We start from the raw sequence: 22,892 nt of genomic DNA on the forward strand, positions 1-22,892 counted from the left end.
CTCATCAGATATCGGTCAGCAATCACAAAACTTGATAGCGAGTGCCTGCTAGAGTCTTTTCCGGTAGCATTCACCTCAGTTCGACCCGCCTGGAATCCCCAATGTCTGACCGCCTGACCCTGCTGCGTCCCGACGACTGGCATATACATCTTCGCGATGGTGCTGTGTTGCCTCACACTGTCGCGGATGTAGCGCGCACTTTTGGCCGCGCCATCATCATGCCCAACCTGGTACCCCCGGTGCGCAATGCCGCCGAGGCCGACGCCTATCGCCAGCGCATCCTGGCTGCACGCCCCGCTGGCAGCCGCTTCGAGCCGCTGATGGTGCTGTACCTCACCGATCGTACCCAGCCAGAAGACATTCGCACGGCCAAGGCCAGCGGATTCGTCCATGCAGCCAAGCTGTATCCGGCCGGGGCAACGACCAACTCCGACTCCGGTGTAACCAGTATCGACGCGATCTTCCCGGTTCTGGAAGTCATGGCCGAAGTCAGCATGCCTTTGCTGATCCACGGTGAAGTCACCCGAGCCGGCGTAGACGTCTTTGACCGCGAAAAGATCTTCATCGACGAGCATATGCGCCGCGTCGTAGATCGTTTCCCGACGCTGAAAGTCGTGTTTGAGCACATCACCACCGCCGACGCGGTGCAGTTCGTCAACGAGGCTTCGGCCAACGTCGGCGCAACCATTACCGCTCATCACCTGCTGTACAACCGCAATCACATGCTGGTTGGCGGCATTCGCCCGCACTTTTATTGCCTGCCGATCCTCAAGCGCAACACCCATCAGGAAGCCCTGCTGGATGCGGCCACCAGCGGCAGCGAGAAGTTTTTCCTGGGCACTGACTCGGCACCTCACGCCCAGCACGCCAAGGAAGCGGCGTGCGGTTGCGCCGGGTGTTATACCGCCTATGCGGCCATCGAGATGTACGCCGAAGCGTTCGAACAGCGCAATGCGCTCGACAAGCTGGAAGCCTTTGCCAGCCTTAACGGCCCGCGCTTCTACGGCTTGCCCGCCAGCAACGAACAGATCACCCTGGTTCGCCAGGAGTGGACCGCCCCAACCAGCCTGCCTTTCGGCGAGCTGACCGTAATTCCGCTGCGCGCCGGTGAAACACTGCGCTGGCGCCTGCTGGAGGAACAGCTGTGAGTGACGACCATTATGATGACGAACACGAAGGCGGCCATGGCGGCGGTCCACGCCACCCGATGGCAGAGCGCTTTCGCGGTTATCTGCCGGTCGTAATCGATGTTGAAACCGGCGGTTTCAACAGTGCTACTGATGCATTGCTGGAAATTGCTGCCGTAACGATCGGCATGGACGAAAGAGGCTTTGTGTTCCCCGAACACACCTATTTCCACCGTGTAGAGCCGTTTGAAGGCGCCAATATCGAAGCCGCTGCACTGGAATTCACCGGTATCAAGCTCGATCACCCACTGCGCATGGCCGTCAGTGAAGAGACAGCCCTGACCGATATCTTCCGCGGTGTGCGCAAGGCCCTGAAGGCCAATGGCTGCAAACGCGCCATTCTGGTGGGGCATAACAGCAGCTTCGACCTGGGCTTCCTCAACGCCGCTGTCGCGCGCCTGGACATGAAGCGCAACCCTTTCCACCCGTTCTCGAGCTTTGACACCGCGACCCTTGCTGGCCTGGCCTATGGCCAGACCGTCCTGGCAAAAGCCTGCCAGGCCGCCGACATCGACTTTGATGGGCGTGAAGCACACTCGGCCCGTTACGACACCGAGAAAACCGCCGAGTTGTTCTGTGGCATCGTAAACAGCTGGAAACAAATGGGCGGCTGGAAAGACTTCAACGACTGATCCTGTCGTAAAGGCTTACAGCGCACCATAAAAAAACCGGACACTGGGTCCGGTTTTTTTATGCCTGAAACTGACGATTACAGCTGGTCAGCATTTTCAGTCAGGTAAGCCGCAACACCTGCAGTCGAAGCGGTCATGCCCTTGTCGCCTTTTTTCCAGTTGGCCGGGCAAACTTCGCCGTGCTCTTCGTGGAATTGCAGGGCGTCAACCAGACGCAGCAGCTCGTCCATGTTGCGGCCCAGTGGCAGGTCGTTGACGATCTGCGAGCGCACAACGCCTTTGTCGTCGATCAGGAACGCGCCGCGCAGAGCCACGCCGCCTTCGGTTTCAACGTCGTAGGCCTTGCAGATGGCGTGATTGATGTCGGCAGCCATGGTGTATTTCACCTGGCCGATGCCGCCATTGTTCACTGGCGTGTTGCGCCATGCGTTGTGGGTGAAATGGGAGTCAATGGACACCGCAACCACTTCAACATTGCGCGCCTGGAACTCAGGAATACGGTGATCCAGTGCGATCAGCTCGGACGGGCATACGAAAGTGAAGTCCAGTGGGTAGAAGAACACCAGGCCATATTTGCCTTTGATGGCGGAGGACAGCGTGAAGCTGTCAACGATTTCGCCAGTGCCAAGTACGGCGGCGACGGTGAAGTCAGGGGCTTGTTTGCCTACGAGTACGCTCATTGGATATCTCCTGGTGTGCAGCGTGAAAAACAGAACCTGATTGGGCAGCCGTTGAAAACGACGCCAGGCAATCAGCTCCCGGGTAAAAAGACCGGTCATCATACACCGCTCGTCGGAACTGGCAGGCACCCTTTTTCACCCGCCCGAAAGCGCTCAAAAGAACCGTTCGTCAGCACAGTGCCTGAGACCCTCAATTGAGACTCAAGGTACTTTGACAATCATTCTCGTTAACATTAAGATCCTTGGCATTGAATCCCAACCAGCGATGGTTCTTATTTATGTACGTTTGCATTTGCACTGGCGTCACCGATGGAAAAATCCGCGACGCAATCTACGACGGTTGCTGCAGTTACCGTGAAGTGCGTGAAGCGACAGGTGTTGCCAGCCAATGTGGCAAATGTGCCTGTCTGGCCAAGCAAGTGGTTCGCGAAACCCTTTCCTCGCTGCAAGCCAGCCAGGCTGTCATGAGTTTCCCGGCAGAATTTTCAGTCGCCTGATTAACCAATTCCAAAGAACCGGACATAGCGTCCGGTTTTTTTATGCCCAGAATTCAAGTGCTTAGGCCCAAGACGCGGAACACAAACATTCTTATTCCGATTAATTTTCATTTATTATTCAAATACTTAGGTTTGACAGTCTGCAAGGTGCGGATCAAACTCTGCCCTATATACAGTTAATTAAGGCAGGCCCCAGCCATGAAAGGCGACATTTCGGTTATTCAGCACCTCAACAAAATTCTCGGCAACGAACTGGTCGCAATCAACCAATACTTCCTGCATGCACGCATGTATCAGGATTGGGGCCTGGAGAAGTTGGGCGCGCATGAGTACCACGAGTCCATCGACGAGATGAAACACGCGGACAAACTGATTAAACGCATCCTGTTCCTGGAAGGCCTGCCAAACGTACAGGACTTGGGCAAGCTGCATATCGGCGAGCACACCAAGGAAATGCTGGAGTGTGACCTGCGCATCGAGAAGACTGGCCACGCCGACCTCAAGGCCGCCATTGCCCATTGTGAAGTAGTTGGTGACTTTGGCAGCCGGGAAATGCTCGAAGATATTCTTGAGTCGGAAGAAGAACATATCGACTGGCTGGAAACTCAGTTGGGCCTGATCGACAAAGTGGGTATTGAGAATTACCTGCAATCGCAAATGGGTGAGTAACTAACACCCATTAAAAAGCCCCGCCTTGTTTATCACAGAGGCGGGGCTTTTTTATGCGTGCGACAAAACAACTGTCACGACGCGACTGATATCACGCTTCAGTCTTGTTTGCTGCGGCTTTCTCGACAGCTTCTTTGATCAAAGCCTGCAAAGAACCATCAGCGGCCATTTCAGCCATGATGTCGCTACCGCCAACCAGCTCGCCACCTACCCACAATTGCGGGAAAGTTGGCCAGTTGGCGTACTTTGGCAGATTGGCACGAATTTCAGGATTCTGGAGGATGTCCACGTAAGCGAACTTCTCGCCACACCCCATGACTGCCTGAGCAGCTTTAGCCGAAAAGCCGCACTGCGGGGCATTCGGGGAGCCTTTCATGTAGAGCAGAATGGTGTTGTTGGCAATCTGGTCTTTAATAGTTTCGATGATATCCATGGAGCACCTCGGCTGAACTTTCCGACGCAGATGTCGGCACGGTGGCGCATTGTAACGGAAAGCCGAGCGCGACGCTCGGTCTCCCCGACAGACAATAGTATGCCCCTGCTCCCTCCACAAAGCTTGTTGTCCCTGCCGAGAAACGATGGCTGCGAGCAGTTAAACCCCGCCTCATGACAGGAATGCTGACAACGCCATCGCAGCCGTCGCTCCTCGCCAGCGATGACAAATACGACGACCTCGCCCCCCCTCGCAATTGCCAAGCTACGCCACGGCAGTGTACAAATGAGCAGCTGAGGTGAGGCAAACCGCCTGATGTGGCTCATGCAGCGCAAGACCCGCTCAAACCTCTATACATATGACCCTTATTGGCAAGACGCGACATTTCCTTATAAGATCGCGCCTTCCCCTATTTCGTCGCCCCGTGCGGCTTTCGCCGCAGGTCTCGCCCGTTTTTCCGAAAACCCCGGCCTTGAGCATCTGCGATCGTTGCAAAAAAAGGTAGTTAATGATGAGCGCAAGGCACTTTCTCTCCCTGATGGATTGCACTCCCGAAGAGCTAGTCAGCGTGATTCGCCGCGGCATCGAGCTTAAGGACCTGCGCCAGCGCAGCGTTCTGTTCGAACCCTTGAAAGGTCGCGTACTGGGCATGATTTTCGAAAAATCATCGACCCGCACCCGCCTGTCATTTGAAGCTGGCATGATCCAGCTCGGTGGCCAGGCCATTTTTCTGTCACCACGAGATACCCAACTGGGTCGTGGCGAACCGATAGGCGACTGCGCCATCGTCATGTCACGCATGCTTGACGCCGTCATGATCCGCACCTTCGCCCACAGCACCCTGACCGAGTTTGCGGCCAATTCCCGCGTACCGGTTATCAATGGCCTGTCGGACGACCTGCACCCATGCCAGCTGCTGGCTGACATGCAGACCTTCCTTGAGCATCGCGGATCGATCAAGGGCAAGACCGTGGCCTGGATTGGTGACGGCAACAACATGTGCAACAGCTATATAGAAGCGGCTATCCAGTTTGACTTCCACCTGCGTGTTGCCTGCCCGCAAGGCTATGAACCAAACCCCGAGTTCGTGGCGCTGGCAGGCGAACGCGTTACCATCGTTCGCGACCCGCGTGATGCCGTGATTGGCGCCCACCTGGTGAGCACCGACGTATGGACATCAATGGGTCAGGAAGACGAAACGGCCAAGCGCCTCGAACTGTTTGCCCCGTATCAGGTCAACCGTGCCCTGCTCGACCTGGCGGCCGATGACGTGCTGTTCATGCACTGCCTGCCTGCTCATCGCGGCGAAGAGATCAGCGTCGACCTGCTGGACGACCCTCGCTCCGTGGCCTGGGATCAGGCCGAAAACCGCCTGCATGCGCAAAAAGCGCTGCTCGAATTCCTTGTCCAACCGGCGTACCAATCCGCATGAGTCAGCCGCTATTGCTAAACCTTCGTGATCTGGCCTGTGGGTATCAGGGCCAGAGCGTGGTGCAAAACCTCAACCTGCATCTCAATGCCGGTGATATCGGCTGCTTGCTGGGCTCTTCGGGGTGCGGCAAAACCACGACATTGCGTGCTATTGCCGGGTTCGAACCGGTACACCAGGGTGAAATCAGGCTGGCAGGCGAAGTGATCTCCAGCGCCGGCTTCACCTTGGCACCCGAGAAACGTCGTATTGGTATGGTGTTTCAGGACTACGCCCTGTTCCCGCACCTGAGCGTGGCCGACAACATTGCCTTCGGCATTCGCAAGCACCCGAACAAAGACCGTGTGACCGAAGAGCTGCTTGAGCTGGTCAACCTTAAAAACCTGGGCAAACGCTTTGCGCACGAGTTATCAGGTGGTCAGCAGCAACGCGTTGCCCTGGCCCGCGCCCTGGCACCCGAGCCGCAACTGCTGTTGCTGGATGAGCCATTCTCCAACCTGGATGGCGAGCTGCGCCGCAAGCTCAGCCACGAAGTGCGCGATATCCTGAAAGCCCGTGGTACAAGTGCGATTTTGGTGACACACGATCAGGAAGAAGCCTTCGCTGTCAGCGATCATGTTGGCGTGTTCAAGGAAGGCCGCCTTGAACAGTGGGACACCCCTTACAACCTCTACCACGAACCTCAGACGCCCTTTGTGGCGAGCTTTATCGGTCAGGGCTACTTTATTCGCGGCCAGTTGCTGACACCTGAATCGGTACAAACCGAGCTGGGTGTCTTGCGTGGCAACCGTGCGTATACCTGGCCAACGGGCGGTGCAGTGGATGTATTGCTGCGCCCGGACGATATCGTCTACGCACCGGACAGCGATTTGAAGGCGCGGATCATCGGCAAGACATTCCTCGGCGCATCGACCCTTTATCGCCTGCAACTGCCGACAGGCAGCCAGCTGGAGTCGATCTTCCCGAGTCATGCCGACCACTTGCCTGGCGCTGAAGTGGGTATTCGCGTTGCCGCCGAACACCTGGTGATGTTTCAAACCAGCGGCAGCATAGCGGCGCAAATCCCGCAATCCGAATCAGGTGTAAGGCGTTTCAGCACAGCGCACTAAAAACCTGTGGCAGCGCTTACGCCCTGCCTACTTCTGCGAACTTCGCTTGCGTGTGCTCTGCCAGCACCGCAGGCGCCAGTTCCACCTCCAGGCCGCGTCGTCCGGCGCTGACAAAAATAGTCGAAAAACCCTCGGCACTTTTATCAATAAAAGTACGCAGGCGCTTCTTTTGCCCCAACGGGCTGATCCCGCCAAGCAGATAACCTGTGGAGCGCTGAGCCGCCGCCGGGTCCGCCATTTCGACTTTCTTCACCCCCGCTGCCTGAGCCAGCGCTTTCAAATCAAGACTTCCGACGACCGGTACGACGGCAACTAGCAACTCGCCCTTTTCACTGCTGGCCAACAGCGTTTTGAACACTTGCGCAGGCTCCAGGCCAAGCTTTTCTGCGGCCTCCAGGCCGTAGGATGCCGCCTTGGGGTCGTGTTCATAGCTGTGTACCCGATGTTCGGCGCGAACTTTTTTCAGCAGGTCCAGTGCAGGCGTCATGACAGCTCCAGTTTTGCAGAGGAGAAAGAAATACGATGGCCGATTTTAGGCTATTACCCCGTAAAAAGGCGCTGAAACCGAGGTTACAGACCCTGCATGTAGCTAAAAAGTTACCTTTACCCCTCTCAATTCGTAGTCTTTGTTTACATAAAAACCAATACCAAAGCACTCATCTGAAGTCAGAATGTGAATACCCGTTCACTTTCGACCTTTGACAGCAGTGTTTCTTGTCTATATTTTTTCGAATCTGAATATACTCACACGACTCAGCCTGACAGCGTAAAACACAAATACGCAGTTCCCGGTCCAGGCTCAGGCGCACTGCCACCCTGATTGACGACGTCAAAAAACAACAATAACGAGGTTTTACATGTCGACTGCATCGCAGCACCCCACACTTTCAGGCCAGTGCCTGGCCGAGTTTCTCGGCACCGCACTTTTGATATTCTTCGGTACCGGCTGTGTTGCGGCTCTCAAGGTCGCGGGCGCAAGTTTTGGCCTATGGGAAATCAGTATCATCTGGGGCATTGGCGTCAGCATGGCGATTTATCTGACGGCCGGCGTTTCCGGCGCACACCTGAACCCGGCGGTCAGCATTGCGCTGTTCCTGTTCACCGATTTTGAAAAACGTAAACTGCCTTTCTATATCCTCGCCCAGATCGCAGGGGCCTTTTGCGCAGCGGCGTTGGTTTACACGCTCTACAGCAACCTGTTCTTCGATTACGAACAAGCCCACCAGATGGTACGTGGCAGCCAGGCCAGCCTGGAATTGGCCTCGGTATTCTCGACCTACCCGCACCCTTCGCTGACAACGCTGCAGGCCTTCCTCGTCGAGCTTGTGATAACCGCTATCCTTATGGGCGTAATCATGGCCCTGACCGACGACAAAAACGGCTTGCCCCGTGGCCCATTGGCCCCCCTGCTGATCGGCTTGCTGATCGCCGTCATTGGCAGCTCGATGGGCCCATTGACCGGTTTTGCGATGAACCCTGCGCGTGATTTCGGGCCCAAGCTGATGACTTTCTTCGCTGGCTGGGGGGACGTCTCGTTCACCGGCGGGCGCGATATCCCGTATTTCCTGATTCCCATTTTTGCACCCATCGTAGGTGCCTGTCTGGGCGCTGCCATTTATCGCGGGATGATTGCCCGGCACTTGCCTGACATTGCCCCGGCAGATGCGGTTACCCAAGCCGCTGCGCCTGCAAAGACCCAGGCATCCTGATACCGACTGATGAAACGGGGCGCACGAGACCTACTGCCCGTTACCTGTCTCGCGCCCGCAACCTCCCTCATTCTGCAAGGCACTAACAAATGACCGACACTCAGAATAAGAACTACATCATTGCGCTGGACCAAGGCACCACCAGTTCGCGAGCGATCATCTTCGATCGTGACGCCAACGTGGTGTGCACAGCACAACGTGAGTTCCAACAGCATTACCCGCAACCGGGCTGGGTCGAACACGACCCGATGGAGATTTTTGCCACCCAGAGCGCCGTGATGGTTGAGGCCCTGGCCCAGGCCGGCCTGCATCATGACCAGGTTGCCGCCATCGGCATTACCAACCAGCGCGAAACCACGGTGGTCTGGGACAAAGAAAGCGGCCGCCCGATCTACAACGCCATCGTCTGGCAATGCCGTCGCAGCACCGAGATCTGCGAGCAGCTCAAGCGCGACGGTCACGAGCAATACATCAGCGACACCACCGGCCTGGTGACCGACCCGTACTTCTCCGGCACCAAACTGAAGTGGATCCTCGACAACGTCGAAGGCAGCCGCGAACGGGCGCGCAAAGGCGAACTGCTGTTTGGCACCATCGACAGCTGGCTGATCTGGAAATTTACCGGCGGCAAAACCCACGTTACCGATTACACCAACGCCTCGCGCACCATGCTCTTTAACATCCACACTCTGGAGTGGGATGCCAAGATGCTGGAGGTGCTGGATATCCCGCGCGAAATGTTGCCTGAAGTGAAGTCGTCTTCAGAAATCTACGGCCGCACCAAAAGCGGTATCGCCATCGGCGGCATTGCCGGCGACCAACAGGCCGCGCTGTTTGGCCAGATGTGCGTCGAGCCCGGCCAGGCCAAGAACACCTACGGCACCGGCTGCTTCCTGCTGATGAACACCGGCGCCAACGCCGTGAAGTCGACCCACGGCATGCTGACCACCATCGCCTGCGGCCCCCGCGGCGAAGTGGCCTACGCCCTGGAAGGCGCCGTGTTCAACGGTGGCTCCACCGTGCAATGGCTGCGTGACGAACTGAAGATCATCAACGACGCCCACGACACCGAATACTTCGCCAATAAAGTCAAAGACAGCAATGGCGTGTATCTGGTGCCTGCCTTCACCGGCCTCGGTGCCCCCTACTGGGACCCGTATGCCCGTGGCGCACTGTTCGGCCTTACTCGCGGCGTACGCGTAGACCACATCATTCGTGCTGCGCTGGAGTCGATTGCCTACCAGACACGGGACGTACTGGACGCTATGCAACAGGACTCCGGCGAACGCCTCAAAGCCCTGCGTGTAGACGGTGGTGCCGTAGCCAACAACTTCCTGATGCAGTTTCAGGCAGACATCCTCGGCACCCAGGTTGAACGCCCGCAAATGCGTGAAACCACGGCCTTGGGCGCTGCCTACCTGGCGGGTCTGGCTTGCGGCTTCTGGGGCAGCCTGGATGAACTGCGCGGCAAGGCGGTGATCGAGCGCGAGTTCGAACCTGCACTGGACGAAAGCTGCAAAGAGAAGCTCTATGCCGGCTGGAAAAAAGCCGTAAGCCGTACCCGCGACTGGGAACCTCACGAAGAAAGCAACTAAGTACGGGCAATTACATCTGCGGGCGCCTATGGCGCCCGCAGTTGCTTGAGGCACCTGCGAGTAGCAGACGACGCTTTCCTGCGGCATCATGGGTGAATTTGCTTCGCCGCCCAAAGGAAACTCCATGAATCTGCCTCCACGCCAACAGCAGATCCTCGAACTCGTACGCGAGCGCGGTTATGTCAGCATCGAGGAAATGGCTCAGTTGTTCGTCGTCACGCCGCAGACCATTCGCCGTGACATCAACCAGTTGGCAGAAGCCGACCTGTTGCGCCGCTACCACGGTGGCGCCGCCTATGACTCCAGTGTAGAGAACACCGCCTACGCCATGCGGGCCGACCAGATGCGCGATGAAAAGCGCCGCATTGGCGAAGCCATTGCCGCCCAGATTCCCGATCACGCCTCGATTTTCATCAATATCGGCACCACCACCGAGTCGATTGCCCGGGCGCTGCTCAACCACAATCACCTGAAAATCATCACCAACAACCTGCATGTTGCGTCGATCCTGAGCGCAAAAGACGACTTCGAAGTACTGATCGCCGGCGGCAATGTGCGCCGCGATGGTGGCATCGTCGGTCAGGCCAGCGTCGACTTTATCAACCAGTTCAAGTTCGACTTCGCCTTGGTTGGTATCAGCGGTATCGATTCTGACGGCAGCTTGCTGGACTTTGACTATCAGGAAGTACGCGTATCCCAGGCGATTATCGCCAATGCCCGACAAACTATCCTGGCAGCGGACTCCAGCAAGTTCGGCCGCAATGCAATGGTCCGCTTGGGCCCGATCACCTTGATCGATTGCCTGGTCACCGACCAGCCGCCCGTGCCGGAGCTGGCGCAACTGCTGGCCCAGAACAAAATTCGTCTGGAAGTGGTGTAACCGCACTCAGATAGTGATGCGGGTTCAGATGCTGTGGGGCGGGCTTGCTCGCGATGGCATCACCGCAACCTGACAGGTGAGCCGCAGCGCCTGCATTGCGAGCAATGCCTGCTCCCGCAGAATCATTGTCCTACACTAAAATGTTCGAAATTCTTCCTTTCGACGCCCTTCGATGAGTTTTTTCAATCGAAGGGTGCTGGCTGCGCGCGCCTTTATCCGCTAATATTTTCGCAAATGAACATTAATGTTCGAATTCAAATATGCGTAAAGAACGCGAGGCCAACCCATGCCCCTGACCACCTTGCCTGCCACTCCCCTCGCTGAGGTTTACGACGTCGCCGTTATTGGTGGTGGAATCAATGGTGTCGGGATTGCGGCAGATGCAGCCGGGCGCGGCCTCTCGGTGTTCCTTTGCGAAAAGGACGATCTGGCCAGCCACACGTCCTCTGCCAGCAGCAAGCTGATCCACGGTGGCCTGCGCTACCTCGAACATTACGAGTTCCGCCTGGTGCGCGAAGCGCTGGCCGAACGCGAAGTGCTGCTGGCCAAAGCCCCGCATATCGTTAAACCGATGCGTTTCGTATTGCCGCACCGACCGCACCTGCGCCCGGCGTGGATGATCCGTGCCGGCCTGTTCCTGTATGACCATTTGGGCAAGCGTGAAAAGCTGGCTGGTTCAACCAGCCTCAAGTTCGGTGCCAACAGCCCCCTTAAAGCAGAAATCACCAAAGGTTTTGAATACTCCGATTGCTGGGTCGATGACGCGCGCCTGGTAGTGCTCAACGCCATGGCCGCGCGGGAAAAAGGCGCCCATGTTCACACCCAGACCCGTTGCGTCGGCGCGCGCCGTAACAAGGGTTTGTGGGAGTTGAACCTGGAACGTGCAGATGGCAGCCTGTTTTCGATCCGCAGCAAGGCCCTGGTCAATGCCGCCGGCCCCTGGGTCGCCAAATTCATCAAGGACGACCTCAAGCTGGACTCGCCTTACGGCATCCGCCTGATCCAGGGTAGCCACCTGATTGTGCCCAAGCTGTATGACGCGCCAAATGCCTTCATCCTGCAGAACGAAGACCAGCGGATTGTGTTCACCATTCCGTACATGGACCAGTTCACCATCATCGGCACCACTGACCGCGAATACACCGGCGATCCGGCCAAGGTCAGCATTACCGAAGAAGAAACCGACTACCTGCTTAATGTGGTCAACGCCCACTTCAAGCAGCAAGTGAGCCGCAGCGACATTCTGCGCACCTACTCCGGCGTGCGCCCGCTGTGCAATGACGAGTCCGACAACCCTTCGGCCGTGACCCGCGACTACACCCTGGCATTGTCTGGCGCAGCGGGCGAAGCCCCGCTTCTATCGGTATTTGGCGGCAAACTGACCACCTATCGCAAGCTGGCCGAATCGGCCATGGCACAGCTGACACCCTACTTCACCCAGATCAAGCCGAGCTGGACCGCCAGCGCGACATTACCCGGCGGCGAAGGCATGACCACGCCAAAAGCCCTGAGCGAGGCCCTGGTCAGCAAATACAGCTGGCTGGATGCCGCAATTGCCAAGCGCTGGGCAATCACCTATGGCAACCGCTCCTGGAGCTTGCTCGAAGGTGCACAAGGCCTGAGCGACATGGGCGAGCATATCGGCAGCGGCCTTTACAGCCGTGAGGTTGATTACCTGTGCAACCAGGAATGGGCACTGGAGGCACAGGACATCCTGTGGCGCCGCACCAAGCTTGGGTTGTTCACCACGGCCGAGGAACAGGCCCACCTGAGCCAGTACATGACCACCCTTGGCCTGAAACACCGCAAGGTTCAGGCCGCTTAATTCGCGTTTAGATGGCCCGTGGGAGCGAGTCCGCTTGCACGGGCCTTCGCTCCTCCCCCCCCGCACTGCCTGCCTTTCATTCGGTTTTCCGAACGCACTCCCCCCCAATGATTCGGCTTTCCGGGCATCTGCATGCCACCGAAGTCCCGACATAAAACTTTAATTCGTTATAAATCAGCAGGTTAGACTTTAATACCAGGGCTGGCACGACTCATGCTCTACACTCTATGCCGAATGCTTAAACAGAGCGTTTAGCCTGTTGAGACGTTCTGAGTAAAAAAGGGCCTGCAAACGGGCTCAATAAAAAAAACAATGTCGAGGAAACATCGATGCGCATCGTTCCGCAACTTTTGGGCGCAGCAATTGCTGCAGCTCTGATTAGCACTCCAGTTTTTGCAGCCGAATTGACCGGCACACTGAAGAAAATCAAAGAATCCGGCACCATCACCCTTGGGCATCGTGACTCCTCCATTCCGTTCTCCTACATCGCGGACGCTTCCGGCAAACCGGTTGGCTACTCCCATGATGTGCAACTGGCTATCGTTGAAGGGCTGAAAAAACAGCTCGACATGCCGGACCTGAAGGTCAAGTACAACCTCGTCACCTCCCAGACCCGTATCCCGCTGGTGCAGAACGGCACCGTTGACGTTGAGTGTGGTTCCACCACCAACAACGTTGAACGCCAACAGCAAGTCGACTTCTCGGTCGGCATCTTCGAAATCGGTACGCGCCTGCTGTCCAAAAAGGACTCGCCTTACAAGGACTTCGCTGACCTGAAAGGCAAAAACGTCGTGACCACTGCTGGTACCACCTCCGAGCGCATCCTCAAAGCGATGAACGCCGACAAGCAGATGGGCATGAACGTGATCTCGGCAAAAGACCACGGCGAAGCCTTCAACATGCTGGAGTCGGGCCGTGCTGTTGCTTTCATGATGGACGACGCCCTGCTGGCCGGTGAAATGGCCAAAGCCAAGAAGCCTACAGACTGGGCCGTGACCGGCACTCCACAGTCTTACGAAATCTACGGCTGCATGCTGCGTAAAGGCGATCCGGAATTCAAAAAGGCCGTGGATGACGCCATCGTTGCCTACTACAAGTCGGGCAAGATCAACGACACCTACAAAACCTGGTTCGAGTCGCCGATTCCACCAAAAGGCCTGAACCTGATGTTCCCGATGAGCGATGAGCTCAAAGCGTTGATTGCCACCCCTACCGACAAGGCAGCAGACGACAAACCGGCTGAAGAAAAGAAATCCTGATTTCAGCCGGCTGAACCCCCCGGGCGCAAGCCATTGCGCCCGGGGGTGTCGACCACCTTTGGACTAAGCTTCTTATTGCATTAGAGAGCACTCGACCCGCCGGTTATCGAGCGGGCTAAGTGTGCCCGGCGACCCTGCCGGGTGAGAACGGATTCCCTGAAGCAAGTGCTTGTTTATAGACCCATCTGAGGGGAGACCCTGCATGAATTACAATTGGGACTGGAGCGTGTTCTTCAAGTCCACCGGCGTAGGCAGCGAGACATATCTCGACTGGTTTATTTCCGGCCTGGGCTGGACCATCGCTATCGCTGTTGTCGCCTGGATTGTCGCGCTGATCCTGGGTTCGCTGCTGGGCGTGATGCGCACCCTGCCGAACCGCTTTATCGCGGGCATTGCCACGGTATACGTAGAAATCTTCCGTAACGTTCCGCTGCTGGTGCAGCTGTTTATCTGGTACTTCCTGGTGCCCGATCTGCTGCCACCCAACCTGCAGGAATGGTACAAGCAGGACCTCAACCCGACCACTTCGGCTTATCTGAGCGTTGTCGTGTGTCTGGGCCTGTTTACCGCCGCACGTGTTTGCGAACAGGTACGTACCGGTATCGAAGCCCTGCCACGGGGCCAGGAAGCAGCGGCCCGCGCCATGGGTTTCAGCATGGCGCAGATCTACTGGAACGTGCTGCTGCCACAGGCCTACCGGATCATCATTCCACCGCTCACCTCCGAATTCCTCAACGTGTTCAAGAACTCGTCCGTGGCCTCGCTGATCGGTTTGATGGAACTGCTGGCACAAACCAAACAGACGGCCGAGTTTTCCGCCAACCTGTTTGAAGCCTTCACCCTGGCCACGTTGATCTACTTCACCCTGAACATGAGCCTGATGCTGTTGATGCGCCTGATCGAGAAAAAAGTAGCCGTACCCGGTCTCATGTCTCTGGGGGGCAAATAATGGACTTCTTCGATTTCAGCGGGATTGTCCCCGCCCTGCCGGGCCTGTGGAACGGCATGATCATGACCCTCAAGCTGATGGTCATGGGCGTTGTCGGTGGTGTGGCCCTGGGCACCGTGCTGGCCCTGATGCGTTTATCGTCAAGCAAGTGGATGGCCAACCTGGCCGGCGCTTACGTGAACTATTTCCGTTCCATCCCGCTGCTGCTGGTCATTACCTGGTTCTACCTGGCCGTGCCGTTCGTGCTGCGCTGGATCACCGGCAAGGACACCCCGATCGGGGCGTTCGAGTCGTGCCTGGTAGCCTTCGTCATGTTCGAAGCAGCCTACTTCTGCGAAATCGTGCGAGCAGGCGTGCAGGCCATCCCCAAGGGGCAAATGGGTGCAGCCAAGGCCCTGGGCATGAGCTACGGCCAGGCCATGCGCCTGATCATCCTGCCCCAGGCCTTTCGTAAAATGACCCCGCTGCTGCTGCAACAGAGCATTATCCTGTTCCAGGACACCTCTCTGGTCTACACGGTTGGCCTGGTGGATTTCCTCAATGCCTCGCGTTCCAGTGGCGACATCATCGGCCGCTCCAATGAGTTCCTGATCTTCGCCGGTCTGGTGTATTTCATCATCAGCTTTTCCGCCTCGCTGCTGGTCAAGCGTCTGCAAAAAAGGTTTGCCGTATGATCTCGATCAAGAACATCAACAAGTGGTACGGGGACTTCCAGGTACTGACCGATTGCAGTACTGAAGTCAAAAAAGGCGAAGTGGTCGTTGTCTGTGGCCCGTCGGGCTCGGGCAAGTCGACCCTGATCAAGTGCGTCAACGCCCTTGAACCGTTCCAGAAAGGCGACATCGTGGTTGACGGCACCTCCATTGCCGACCCGAAGACCAACCTGCCGAAGCTGCGTTCGCGGGTTGGCATGGTGTTCCAGCACTTCGAACTGTTCCCGCACATGACCATCACCGAAAACCTGACCATTGCCCAGGTCAAGGTATTGGGCCGCAGCAAGGCTGAAGCCACCAAAAAAGGCCTTGAGCTTCTGGAACGCGTAGGCCTGTCGGCCCATGCCCACAAGCACCCCGGCCAGCTTTCCGGCGGGCAACAACAACGTGTGGCGATTGCCCGCGCCCTGGCCATGGACCCGATCGTCATGCTGTTTGATGAACCGACCTCGGCCCTTGACCCGGAAATGGTCAACGAAGTGCTCGACGTCATGGTGCAGTTGGCCAACGAAGGCATGACCATGATGTGCGTGACCCACGAAATGGGTTTTGCCCGCAAGGTCGCCAATCGGGTGATCTTTATGGATCAGGGCAAAATCGTCGAAGACTGTGAGAAAGAAGAGTTTTTCGGTGATGTATCGGCCCGCTCCGAGCGTGCCCAGCACTTCCTCGCCAAGATCCTGCAGCACTAAACACCCGTTCAGCTCCCACCGGCTTGGGTGGGAGCGGGCTTGCTCGCGATGGCAGCGATCCTGGTTAACTGATGAACCGCGCCGCTCCCATCGCGAGCAAGCCCGCTCCCACAGTGGATCTACGTGAACGGTCAACCACTGCACAGTGGTTGACCCAAGGCATCTGTGATGAAATGCGACCCCACTATTTATCGCGGTGCTCCGCCCTCACTTGCCGTGAAACCTCGCCTGCTCCGTCATTTCCTGCTGCCTCTGCTGATCATCCTGTTGACGATCGGCCTGGGCTACGCGGGCTATCGCATCAGTGAACACTTCGGTATTCGTACCCTGAGCGAAACCGGCGAACGCCAACTGGAACTGCATGCCCGTACCGTTGAAAGTGAGCTGGGCAAATACACTTACCTGCCCAGCCTGCTGGAGCTGGAGTCCAGCGTTTCGCGATTGCTCGCCGATCCCTCCGTGCAGAACCGGGTCACCGTCAACCAATACCTCGAAGGCCTGAACCGCCGCAGCCGCAGCCGGGCCATCTATGTGCTCGACACCACCGGCCGCGTGATGGCTACCAGCAACTGGCGGGATACCGACAGTTATCTGGGCGAGGACCTGTCATTTCGCGCCTATTTTCAGGATGCCGTACGCGGCCAGCCCGGACGCTTCTACGGCATTGGCAGTACCTCGGGTGAACCCGGCTACTACCTCGCCCACGGCCTGGAAGAGCAGGGCAAGATCATTGGCGTGGCCGTGATCAAAGTCCGCCTCGAAGCCCTTGAGGAGCGCTGGCAACGCGCCCGCCTCGAAGCCTACGTCAGCGACGAGAACGGCATTATCATCCTGTCCAGCGACCCTACCCGGCGGCTCAAGTCCATCCACCCGCTCAGTGCCGACACCAAGGAGCGCCTGGCCCGCAGCCTGCAGTACTACTGGTGGCCGCTCAACGAGCTGGAACCGCTGGAGCGGGAAAACCTCGCCGAAGGCGTAGAAAAAGTCACCTTCGCCAGCAGTAACGATGTGGTGACCGACCACCAGGAAGTCAGCTACCTGGCGCAAACCCGCAGGCTTAACGACACCCCCTGGGACATCACCCTGCTCACGCCATTGCAAGACCTGCGCCGTGAAGCGGCGAACCAGGGAATGCTGGTGGCGGTGGCATTTGCCTTGCTGGCCTTTTTGCTGATTGCCTGGAATGAGCGACGCAAAGTGATAGCCACTCGACTGGCTGCACGGGAAGCCCTGCAAGAGGCCAACAACCAGCTGGAGCGCAAGATCACCGAGCGCACCACCCACCTGCGGGCCAGCAACGAACGGCTCAAAGGCCAGATACGCGAGCGGCGCCAGGCCGAAGACACCCTGCGCCGCGCCCAGGATGAACTGGTACAGGCGGGCAAGCTGGCGGCCATCGGGCAGATGTCCACCAGCATCGCCCATGAACTGAACCAGCCGCTGGCGGCCTTGCGCACGCTGTCGGGCAATACCGTGCGTTTTCTTGAACGCGGTGATCTCAAGGTCGCCGCGGACAACCTCGGCACCATCAACAATCTGGTCGACCGAATGGGCCGCATCACCGCTAACCTGCGCTCCTTCGCCCGCCGCGGTGACGATCATGGCCAGGCCTGCCTGGGCAAGGCCGTTGACGCCGCCCTGCAACTGCTCGCCAGCCGCATGGAAGAATCAGGGGTGCAACTGCATCGAGACTTCACGGAGGTGGCGCTCAAGATTGATCAAACCCGACTTGAGCAAATTCTGGTCAACCTGATCGGCAATGCGCTGGACGCCATGCAAGGTCAGGCGACACAACCGCAACTGTGGCTGACGGGCGAGCCCAACGACGCCAAATACCGTCTGTGCGTGCGCGATAACGGTCCCGGGATCGAGCCAGAAGCACGCAAACATCTCTTTGAACCTTTCTTCACCACCAAACCCGGCGAACAGGGTCTAGGCCTTGGCCTGACCCTGTCGGCCAGCCTGGCCGCTGCTGCCGGCGGTAGCCTCAGTGTCGAGTTCCCGGTCACCGGTGGTGTCGCATTTGTCCTTCTTTTGCCGCTGGTACAACCTGCTAAGGCCGACACGCCATGAATAACGACCTGACGGTCCTGATTGTTGAAGACGATCCCCATGTTCTGCTCGGCTGCCAGCAGGCGCTGGCGCTCGAAGATATTCGCAGCGAAGGCGTCAGCAGTGCCGAACAGGCGCTGGCGCTGGTAGGCGACAACTTCCCGGGTATCGTCATCAGTGATATCCGCCTGCCCGGAATGGATGGTCTTGAACTGCTCAAGCACCTCAAGGCCCGCGACCGCACCCTGCCGGTGGTATTGATTACCGGGCATGGCGATATTTCCATGGCCGTGGGCGCCATGCGTGACGGTGCCTATGACTTTATGGAGAAACCCTTCTCCCCCGAACGCCTGGTTGATGTGGCCCGTCGTGCGCTGGAGCAGCGCAGCCTGGCGCGGGAAGTCTGGTCGCTGCGCCGTCAGCTTGCCGAGCGTGATTCACTTGAAGGACGCATCATCGGCCGCTCGCCGGCCATGCAGCAGTTGCGCGAACTGATAGCCAACGTCGCCGATACTTCAGCCAACGTGCTGATTGAAGGTGAAACCGGTACCGGCAAGGAGCTGGTCGCCCGCTGCCTGCACGACTTCAGCCGCCGCCAGCCCCAGCAATTTGTCGCCCTCAACTGCGGTGGTCTGCCGGAAAACCTGTTTGAAAGCGAAATTTTCGGCCACGAAGCCAACGCCTTTACCGGGGCAGGCAAACGCCGCATCGGCAAAATCGAACACGCCCATGGCGGCACGCTGTTTCTCGACGAAGTGGAAAGCATGCCGCTCAACCTGCAGATCAAACTGCTGCGGGTTTTGCAGGAGCGCACTCTGGAGCGCCTGGGCTCCAACCAGAGCATCGATGTGGACTGCCGGGTTATTGCGGCGACCAAATCCGACCTCGACCAACTGAGCAAGGCCAGCCAGTTTCGCAGCGACCTGTACTACCGCCTGAACGTGGTCACACTTGAGCTGCCACCTTTGCGCGAACGCCGCGAAGACATCCTGCAACTGTTTGAATACTTTCTGCAGCAATCATCATTGCGTTTCGACCGTGCGGCCCCGGAGCTGGATAACCAGACCCTGTCCAGCCTGATGAGTCATGACTGGCCGGGCAATGTGCGGGAACTGCGCAACGTGGCCGAACGTTTTGCCCTGGGCCTTCCGGCGTTCAAAAAGCCGGGGAGCAATGCAGCGCAGGGGCTGGGGTTTTCCGAGGCGGTGGAAGCGTTCGAACGCAACCTGCTCAACGATGCCCTGCAACGCAGCGGCGGCAACCTGACCCAGGCCAGCCAGGAACTGGGCATGGCCAAGACCACCCTCTTTGATAAAGTCAAAAAATACGGGCTCGCGCACTGATGGATCTGATTCTCAAAGCTGCACTGGGCGCTGGAGTGGTGATCATTCTGGCCATGCTGGCCAAAACCAAAAACTACTACATCGCAGGGCTTGTGCCGCTGTTTCCAACCTTTGCCCTGATCGCCCACTACATCGTCGGCAAAGGCCGCTCGGTGGACGACCTGAAAACCACCATTGTGTTCGGCATGTGGTCGATCATTCCTTACTTCGTGTACCTCGCTGCCCTGTACGTGCTGGTCGATCGCATGCGCCTTGAAGCCTCGCTGGCGCTGGCCGCCGTAGCCTGGCTAATGGCCGCGACCGTGCTGGTCAGCGTTTGGGTACGCCTGCACTGAAACGATGGGAGCGGGCTTGCTCGCAATACAAATGACGCGGTTTGCCAGATAAACAGCAGTGACATCCTCGCTGGCAACCCCGACCCCCACAGGCCAAGTCGTTTGGCCCGCCCCTTGCATTTACCCTATAAAGCCCGCCCTGCCTGGATCGGCGGCGATGACATGGGGTAAATCACACTTTGAATATTCTCGATCTTGATCACAGCCTGACCTCACAAGCACCGATTAAGCAACGTCTGACCGACGGTCGTGCCACACGCCTGGACTTGCTGGAACTGGGGCCGCAACTGCGTCTGTGGTCCACCGAACGCAATTACCGGCGCTTCGCTGAACGCCTGCAACAACGGCCGAAACGCTCCACGCAGCGGCCAGAAATCTTTTTTATAGGCTCCGGCGACTATCACCACCTGACCCCGGCCTTGCTCGCGGACTTGCCCGAACCGATCACCCTGATCCACTTCGACAACCATCCTGACTGGGTGCGCTTTGCCCCCCGCCGCCATTGCGGTTCGTGGGTCAACCGCGCCTTGAAGCTGCCGAACATCAAACGCATAGTCACCCTCGGCCCCTGCAGTGATGACCTGCAAAACCCGCAGTTCAAGGGCGCAAATCTCGGGGCCCTGTGCCGTGGCGATTTGCAACTATTCCCCTGGCAGCATGCTCCCACCAAGGTCTGGGGCCGAATCGGCGACGGCACAGGGCACGAGCAGCACGAGAACCTGTTGCACTGGCGCAACCTCGCCGATCAGGACTGGCCGACCTTTCTCGACGAGTTGATCCGCAGTCTGCCTACCGAAGCGATCTGGATAACCGTGGACAAAGACGTACTCGCCAGCGAAGACGCCGCCACCAACTGGGATCAGGGTGGTATGCGCCTGACCCACTTGCTTCACGCCCTTCGTGCCCTGGCCACCAGCAAGCGGGTATTGGGTATTGATGTTTGCGGTGAGTTTGCCAAGGCTGCGCACCGCAATGTGCTCAAACGCTGGGAGGCCCGATCGGACCAGCCAGCACCTGGGCGCTGGAGTGAAAGCGATCTGCTGCGCAACTCAACCACCAATGAAGCGCTGATCCATTTATTCGAGGAGCTGTTCCCATGTCCTTGATCGTAATTGCGCTGGTGGCGTTTTCCATTGTGCTCGATGTTATCGGCCAGCTGTGTTTCAAAATCGGCCTGGACCGCTTGCCGGAACTGGAGGGTGGTTTTCGCCTGAATGCCTTCTGGGGTCAGGTATTTAGTGCACCGATGCTGTGGGCTGGGGTCGGCGCTTACGTGATTGAGTTCTTCGTCTGGCTGGAGGCCCTGTCGAGGGCACCCTTGAGCTTGCTATTCCCGGCCGCTGCGCTGGCGTATTGCGGTGTGGTATTCGCCGGCAAGGTGTTCCTGGGCGAACACGTCAGCCGTCGGCGCTGGATGGGCACCCTGGTTATTACCCTTGGAGTGATGCTGGTCTGCATCACCGCAGCTTGAGGAGTTGAGCAATGGCAAACACTGACGGGTTAAAAGCCCCGGATAACGGCTGGCTGCACGGGCGTTTGGGCACGATTGTGCTGTGGGCCTTGTTGATTGCTCTCGAGAGCGCAGGGCAAATAGCCACCAAAATCGGTGGCGATCAATTGGGACAGATGGACTTCACCCTGCAGTGGCTCCAGGCCGTGCTGCTCAACCCGGGAGTATGGGTGGCCATTGCCTGTTATTTCGGCGCGTTTTTTGTCTGGATGCTGATATTGCGCCGCAGCAGCCTGTCGCTGGCGTTTCCCTTGAGTTCACTGGTATTTGTCGGGGTGCTGATGGGCTCCTGGCTGGGCCTTGGCGAGCAAATCAGCGCACTGCACTGGGCAGGCGTGGCGGTGATTGTCGGCGGGATTGCGCTGCTGGCCGATGGTGAACCGGAACATTGAGTCACTGCCTGCTTTCCCTTAGCCCAACCCTCTCTTTCCGGGAGAGGGTTGGGAGGGCCGCTTCAGAATTTGTAACTTACCGCCGTCTGCACCGCGCCCTGATTCACATTGCCCTGCTCGCGTACGATGCTGCTGTCCGCCGCCGCCCTCAGCAGGCGTGTCCAGCTGGCACTGGTCACCAGCGACCAGTTCGCGGTCAGCGGAAACTCGAAATTCTGGGTCAAGGTAACATTCTGGAGGCCGCCACTGGCCTTGTACGCGGAAATCCCTGACGCCTGCGCCTCGCTGTCACTTACGCCAAAAAAGGTCGACATCTGCCGACCATCAGCAAAGTGCACCGCCAACTGGCTGCTGCCGATAATCCCCTGCCCCAGCGGGTAACCCAACTCGCCCCCGACCTGACCCAGCACCCCGCCTTGACCGCCTGCACCACCCACCGCCTGCCCGAGCTGTGCGTAGACACGCCAGAAGTCAGCCGGGCTGTACTGCACAAAGCCGCCGAACATGGCCATGTCTGAAACATCGCGCAGGCCCCGCAGCGAACCATTGGCATTGCGTCCCGACACATAGTTGAGCACGGGCCCTGCGCTCCAGCCGTCGGCCTTGAAAGCACTCCAGGTCAGGCCGTCATCGGTATTGAGGCTGACATCGCCCCAGTCCACATCAAAATACGGCAATGGCACTGTCTGGTAGCGGCTGGCGCTTGGATCATACGGCTGATAGCCAATCCCCATGCCCACTTCCCCACTGGGGCCGTCTGCGGCATGGGCAGCCGCGCTGACGCCCAACAAAGTGAGCAGCAAAAAAGCACAGACCGGAGTTTTCATCAAGAGGGTTCCATAGAGGTTCTATGCGCGCATCAATCCCTTTTTAGCGCGGCCTGCGCAAGCACTCATGTTGTTTGTAGCAAGCTACAAAAATTGTAGCTTCAAGCCCGACTGCCACCCAAAAACTCGCGCAGAGCCCCAGCCCACGGGGCTTTCAATAGTTGGCACAGTCAAT

General features: G+C 58.0%; 24 protein-coding genes. 20 read left to right on the top strand and 4 right to left on the bottom strand.

Going from position 1 to position 22,892, the window contains the following annotated elements:
- Positions 1 to 101: 101 nt before the first annotated feature.
- Complete coding sequence (gene pyrC, locus GHO03_RS05790) at positions 102 to 1,148, top strand: dihydroorotase (RefSeq protein WP_153399371.1); 1,047 nt, start codon at positions 102 to 104, stop codon at positions 1,146 to 1,148.
- Positions 1,145 to 1,819, top strand: coding sequence for a ribonuclease T (rnt, locus tag GHO03_RS05795; RefSeq protein ID WP_016779695.1), 675 nt, complete (start codon positions 1,145 to 1,147; stop codon positions 1,817 to 1,819). Before pyrC ends, rnt begins: the two co-directional genes overlap by 4 nt.
- Positions 1,820 to 1,896: 77 nt before the next feature.
- Here rnt and GHO03_RS05800 read toward each other — a convergent pair whose 3' ends face one another.
- On the bottom strand, positions 1,897 to 2,499 hold the full coding sequence (locus GHO03_RS05800; protein ID WP_095001402.1) for a peroxiredoxin: 603 nt from the start codon (positions 2,497 to 2,499) through the stop codon (positions 1,897 to 1,899).
- Between the two features lie 278 nt (positions 2,500 to 2,777).
- On the opposite strand from GHO03_RS05800, the gene GHO03_RS05805 reads away from it, so the two are divergent.
- Positions 2,778 to 2,996, top strand: a complete 219-nt coding sequence (locus GHO03_RS05805) for a bacterioferritin-associated ferredoxin (RefSeq protein WP_153380374.1) — start codon at positions 2,778 to 2,780, stop codon at positions 2,994 to 2,996.
- A 198-nt stretch (positions 2,997 to 3,194) separates the two neighbouring features.
- Positions 3,195 to 3,665, top strand: a complete 471-nt coding sequence (gene bfr, locus GHO03_RS05810; protein ID WP_016779692.1) for a bacterioferritin — start codon at positions 3,195 to 3,197, stop codon at positions 3,663 to 3,665.
- Positions 3,666 to 3,756: 91 nt separating this feature from the next.
- On the opposite strand, the gene grxD is transcribed toward bfr, so the two are convergent.
- Positions 3,757 to 4,098 carry a Grx4 family monothiol glutaredoxin gene (gene grxD / locus GHO03_RS05815; protein WP_016779691.1) on the bottom strand — a complete coding sequence of 114 codons (342 nt, stop codon included), beginning with the start codon at positions 4,096 to 4,098 and terminating at the stop codon, positions 3,757 to 3,759.
- Positions 4,099 to 4,609: 511 nt separating this feature from the next.
- Here grxD and argF point away from each other — a divergent pair.
- A complete protein-coding gene (gene argF / locus GHO03_RS05820; protein WP_095001403.1) occupies positions 4,610 to 5,530 on the top strand; it encodes an ornithine carbamoyltransferase in 921 nt (306 codons plus the stop codon).
- Positions 5,527 to 6,636: an ABC transporter ATP-binding protein gene (locus tag GHO03_RS05825; RefSeq protein WP_095001404.1), complete on the top strand. Its 1,110-nt coding sequence runs from the start codon at positions 5,527 to 5,529 to the stop codon at positions 6,634 to 6,636. Before argF ends, GHO03_RS05825 begins: the two co-directional genes overlap by 4 nt.
- 16 nt (positions 6,637 to 6,652) lie before the next feature.
- On the opposite strand, the gene ybaK is transcribed toward GHO03_RS05825, so the two are convergent.
- Positions 6,653 to 7,123 carry a Cys-tRNA(Pro) deacylase gene (gene ybaK, locus GHO03_RS05830; protein ID WP_095001405.1) on the bottom strand — a complete coding sequence of 157 codons (471 nt, stop codon included), beginning with the start codon at positions 7,121 to 7,123 and terminating at the stop codon, positions 6,653 to 6,655.
- Positions 7,124 to 7,493: 370 nt separating this feature from the next.
- Between ybaK and GHO03_RS05835 the strand changes: the two genes are divergently transcribed.
- The 14 genes from GHO03_RS05835 to GHO03_RS05900 all read left to right on the top strand — a co-directional run bounded on the left by GHO03_RS05835 (position 7,494) and on the right by GHO03_RS05900 (position 21,890).
- On the top strand, positions 7,494 to 8,345 hold the full coding sequence (locus GHO03_RS05835; RefSeq protein WP_153399374.1) for an MIP/aquaporin family protein: 852 nt from the start codon (positions 7,494 to 7,496) through the stop codon (positions 8,343 to 8,345).
- Between the two features lie 89 nt (positions 8,346 to 8,434).
- Complete coding sequence (gene glpK / locus GHO03_RS05840) at positions 8,435 to 9,940, top strand: glycerol kinase GlpK (RefSeq protein WP_095001407.1); 1,506 nt, start codon at positions 8,435 to 8,437, stop codon at positions 9,938 to 9,940.
- Positions 9,941 to 10,064: 124 nt separating this feature from the next.
- A complete protein-coding gene (locus GHO03_RS05845) occupies positions 10,065 to 10,820 on the top strand; it encodes a DeoR family transcriptional regulator (RefSeq protein ID WP_019823558.1) in 756 nt (251 codons plus the stop codon).
- Positions 10,821 to 11,106: 286 nt separating this feature from the next.
- Entirely contained in the window at positions 11,107 to 12,645 is a 1,539-nt protein-coding gene (gene glpD / locus GHO03_RS05850) for a glycerol-3-phosphate dehydrogenase (protein ID WP_095001408.1), read from the top strand.
- A gap of 329 nt (positions 12,646 to 12,974) precedes the next feature.
- Positions 12,975 to 13,904: a glutamate/aspartate ABC transporter substrate-binding protein gene (locus tag GHO03_RS05855; protein WP_095001409.1), complete on the top strand. Its 930-nt coding sequence runs from the start codon at positions 12,975 to 12,977 to the stop codon at positions 13,902 to 13,904.
- Between the two features lie 202 nt (positions 13,905 to 14,106).
- Positions 14,107 to 14,853 carry an amino acid ABC transporter permease gene (locus tag GHO03_RS05860; protein WP_016779683.1) on the top strand — a complete coding sequence of 249 codons (747 nt, stop codon included), beginning with the start codon at positions 14,107 to 14,109 and terminating at the stop codon, positions 14,851 to 14,853.
- The gene (locus GHO03_RS05865) at positions 14,853 to 15,527 is read left to right on the top strand and encodes an amino acid ABC transporter permease (protein ID WP_019823564.1); all 675 of its coding nucleotides are present in this window, start codon (positions 14,853 to 14,855) and stop codon (positions 15,525 to 15,527) included. The genes GHO03_RS05860 and GHO03_RS05865 overlap by 1 nt, the downstream gene beginning before the upstream one ends.
- A complete protein-coding gene (locus GHO03_RS05870; RefSeq protein WP_016779681.1) occupies positions 15,524 to 16,258 on the top strand; it encodes an amino acid ABC transporter ATP-binding protein in 735 nt (244 codons plus the stop codon). The genes GHO03_RS05865 and GHO03_RS05870 overlap by 4 nt, the downstream gene beginning before the upstream one ends.
- A 168-nt stretch (positions 16,259 to 16,426) precedes the next feature.
- Positions 16,427 to 18,331: an ATP-binding protein gene (locus tag GHO03_RS05875; RefSeq protein ID WP_095020398.1), complete on the top strand. Its 1,905-nt coding sequence runs from the start codon at positions 16,427 to 16,429 to the stop codon at positions 18,329 to 18,331.
- A complete protein-coding gene (locus tag GHO03_RS05880) occupies positions 18,328 to 19,653 on the top strand; it encodes a sigma-54 dependent transcriptional regulator (protein ID WP_095001411.1) in 1,326 nt (441 codons plus the stop codon). Before GHO03_RS05875 ends, GHO03_RS05880 begins: the two co-directional genes overlap by 4 nt.
- An 8-nt stretch (positions 19,654 to 19,661) precedes the next feature.
- On the top strand, positions 19,662 to 19,988 hold the full coding sequence (locus GHO03_RS05885; RefSeq protein WP_169844883.1) for a GlpM family protein: 327 nt from the start codon (positions 19,662 to 19,664) through the stop codon (positions 19,986 to 19,988).
- Between the two features lie 179 nt (positions 19,989 to 20,167).
- Entirely contained in the window at positions 20,168 to 21,094 is a 927-nt protein-coding gene (locus GHO03_RS05890; protein ID WP_153399377.1) for an arginase, read from the top strand.
- Entirely contained in the window at positions 21,085 to 21,459 is a 375-nt protein-coding gene (locus GHO03_RS05895) for an EamA family transporter (RefSeq protein WP_095001413.1), read from the top strand. The genes GHO03_RS05890 and GHO03_RS05895 overlap by 10 nt, the downstream gene beginning before the upstream one ends.
- Before the next feature lie 11 nt (positions 21,460 to 21,470).
- A complete protein-coding gene (locus GHO03_RS05900) occupies positions 21,471 to 21,890 on the top strand; it encodes a transporter (protein WP_095001414.1) in 420 nt (139 codons plus the stop codon).
- 62 nt (positions 21,891 to 21,952) lie between these two features.
- Here GHO03_RS05900 and GHO03_RS05905 read toward each other — a convergent pair whose 3' ends face one another.
- Positions 21,953 to 22,717, bottom strand: coding sequence for a MipA/OmpV family protein (locus GHO03_RS05905; RefSeq protein ID WP_095019468.1), 765 nt, complete (start codon positions 22,715 to 22,717; stop codon positions 21,953 to 21,955).
- Positions 22,718 to 22,892: the final 175 nt, after the last annotated feature.

Origin of the sequence: Pseudomonas sp. FSL R10-1339 (assembly GCF_009600545.1) — a bacterium.
GTDB lineage: Bacteria > Pseudomonadota > Gammaproteobacteria > Pseudomonadales > Pseudomonadaceae > Aquipseudomonas > Aquipseudomonas bubulae.

What these genes read in the sequence shown, in the direction of transcription:
- pyrC (WP_153399371.1), top strand. Translation starts at nt 102, where the DNA reads ATGTCTGACCGCCTGACCCTGCTGCGTCCCGACGACTGGCATATACAT.
- GHO03_RS05845 (WP_019823558.1), top strand. Translation starts at nt 10,065, where the DNA reads ATGAATCTGCCTCCACGCCAACAGCAGATCCTCGAACTCGTACGCGAG.
- GHO03_RS05870 (WP_016779681.1), top strand. Translation starts at nt 15,524, where the DNA reads ATGATCTCGATCAAGAACATCAACAAGTGGTACGGGGACTTCCAGGTA.
- GHO03_RS05800 (WP_095001402.1), bottom strand. Translation starts at nt 2,499, where the DNA reads ATGAGCGTACTCGTAGGCAAACAAGCCCCTGACTTCACCGTCGCCGCC.
- GHO03_RS05835 (WP_153399374.1), top strand. Translation starts at nt 7,494, where the DNA reads ATGTCGACTGCATCGCAGCACCCCACACTTTCAGGCCAGTGCCTGGCC.
- GHO03_RS05895 (WP_095001413.1), top strand. Translation starts at nt 21,085, where the DNA reads ATGTCCTTGATCGTAATTGCGCTGGTGGCGTTTTCCATTGTGCTCGAT.
- bfr (WP_016779692.1), top strand. Translation starts at nt 3,195, where the DNA reads ATGAAAGGCGACATTTCGGTTATTCAGCACCTCAACAAAATTCTCGGC.
- grxD (WP_016779691.1), bottom strand. Translation starts at nt 4,098, where the DNA reads ATGGATATCATCGAAACTATTAAAGACCAGATTGCCAACAACACCATT.
- GHO03_RS05900 (WP_095001414.1), top strand. Translation starts at nt 21,471, where the DNA reads ATGGCAAACACTGACGGGTTAAAAGCCCCGGATAACGGCTGGCTGCAC.
- ybaK (WP_095001405.1), bottom strand. Translation starts at nt 7,123, where the DNA reads ATGACGCCTGCACTGGACCTGCTGAAAAAAGTTCGCGCCGAACATCGG.
- glpD (WP_095001408.1), top strand. Translation starts at nt 11,107, where the DNA reads ATGCCCCTGACCACCTTGCCTGCCACTCCCCTCGCTGAGGTTTACGAC.
- GHO03_RS05880 (WP_095001411.1), top strand. Translation starts at nt 18,328, where the DNA reads ATGAATAACGACCTGACGGTCCTGATTGTTGAAGACGATCCCCATGTT.
- glpK (WP_095001407.1), top strand. Translation starts at nt 8,435, where the DNA reads ATGACCGACACTCAGAATAAGAACTACATCATTGCGCTGGACCAAGGC.
- GHO03_RS05825 (WP_095001404.1), top strand. Translation starts at nt 5,527, where the DNA reads ATGAGTCAGCCGCTATTGCTAAACCTTCGTGATCTGGCCTGTGGGTAT.
- GHO03_RS05875 (WP_095020398.1), top strand. Translation starts at nt 16,427, where the DNA reads ATGAAATGCGACCCCACTATTTATCGCGGTGCTCCGCCCTCACTTGCC.
- GHO03_RS05905 (WP_095019468.1), bottom strand. Translation starts at nt 22,717, where the DNA reads ATGAAAACTCCGGTCTGTGCTTTTTTGCTGCTCACTTTGTTGGGCGTC.
- argF (WP_095001403.1), top strand. Translation starts at nt 4,610, where the DNA reads ATGAGCGCAAGGCACTTTCTCTCCCTGATGGATTGCACTCCCGAAGAG.
- GHO03_RS05860 (WP_016779683.1), top strand. Translation starts at nt 14,107, where the DNA reads ATGAATTACAATTGGGACTGGAGCGTGTTCTTCAAGTCCACCGGCGTA.
- GHO03_RS05805 (WP_153380374.1), top strand. Translation starts at nt 2,778, where the DNA reads ATGTACGTTTGCATTTGCACTGGCGTCACCGATGGAAAAATCCGCGAC.
- GHO03_RS05865 (WP_019823564.1), top strand. Translation starts at nt 14,853, where the DNA reads ATGGACTTCTTCGATTTCAGCGGGATTGTCCCCGCCCTGCCGGGCCTG.
- GHO03_RS05855 (WP_095001409.1), top strand. Translation starts at nt 12,975, where the DNA reads ATGCGCATCGTTCCGCAACTTTTGGGCGCAGCAATTGCTGCAGCTCTG.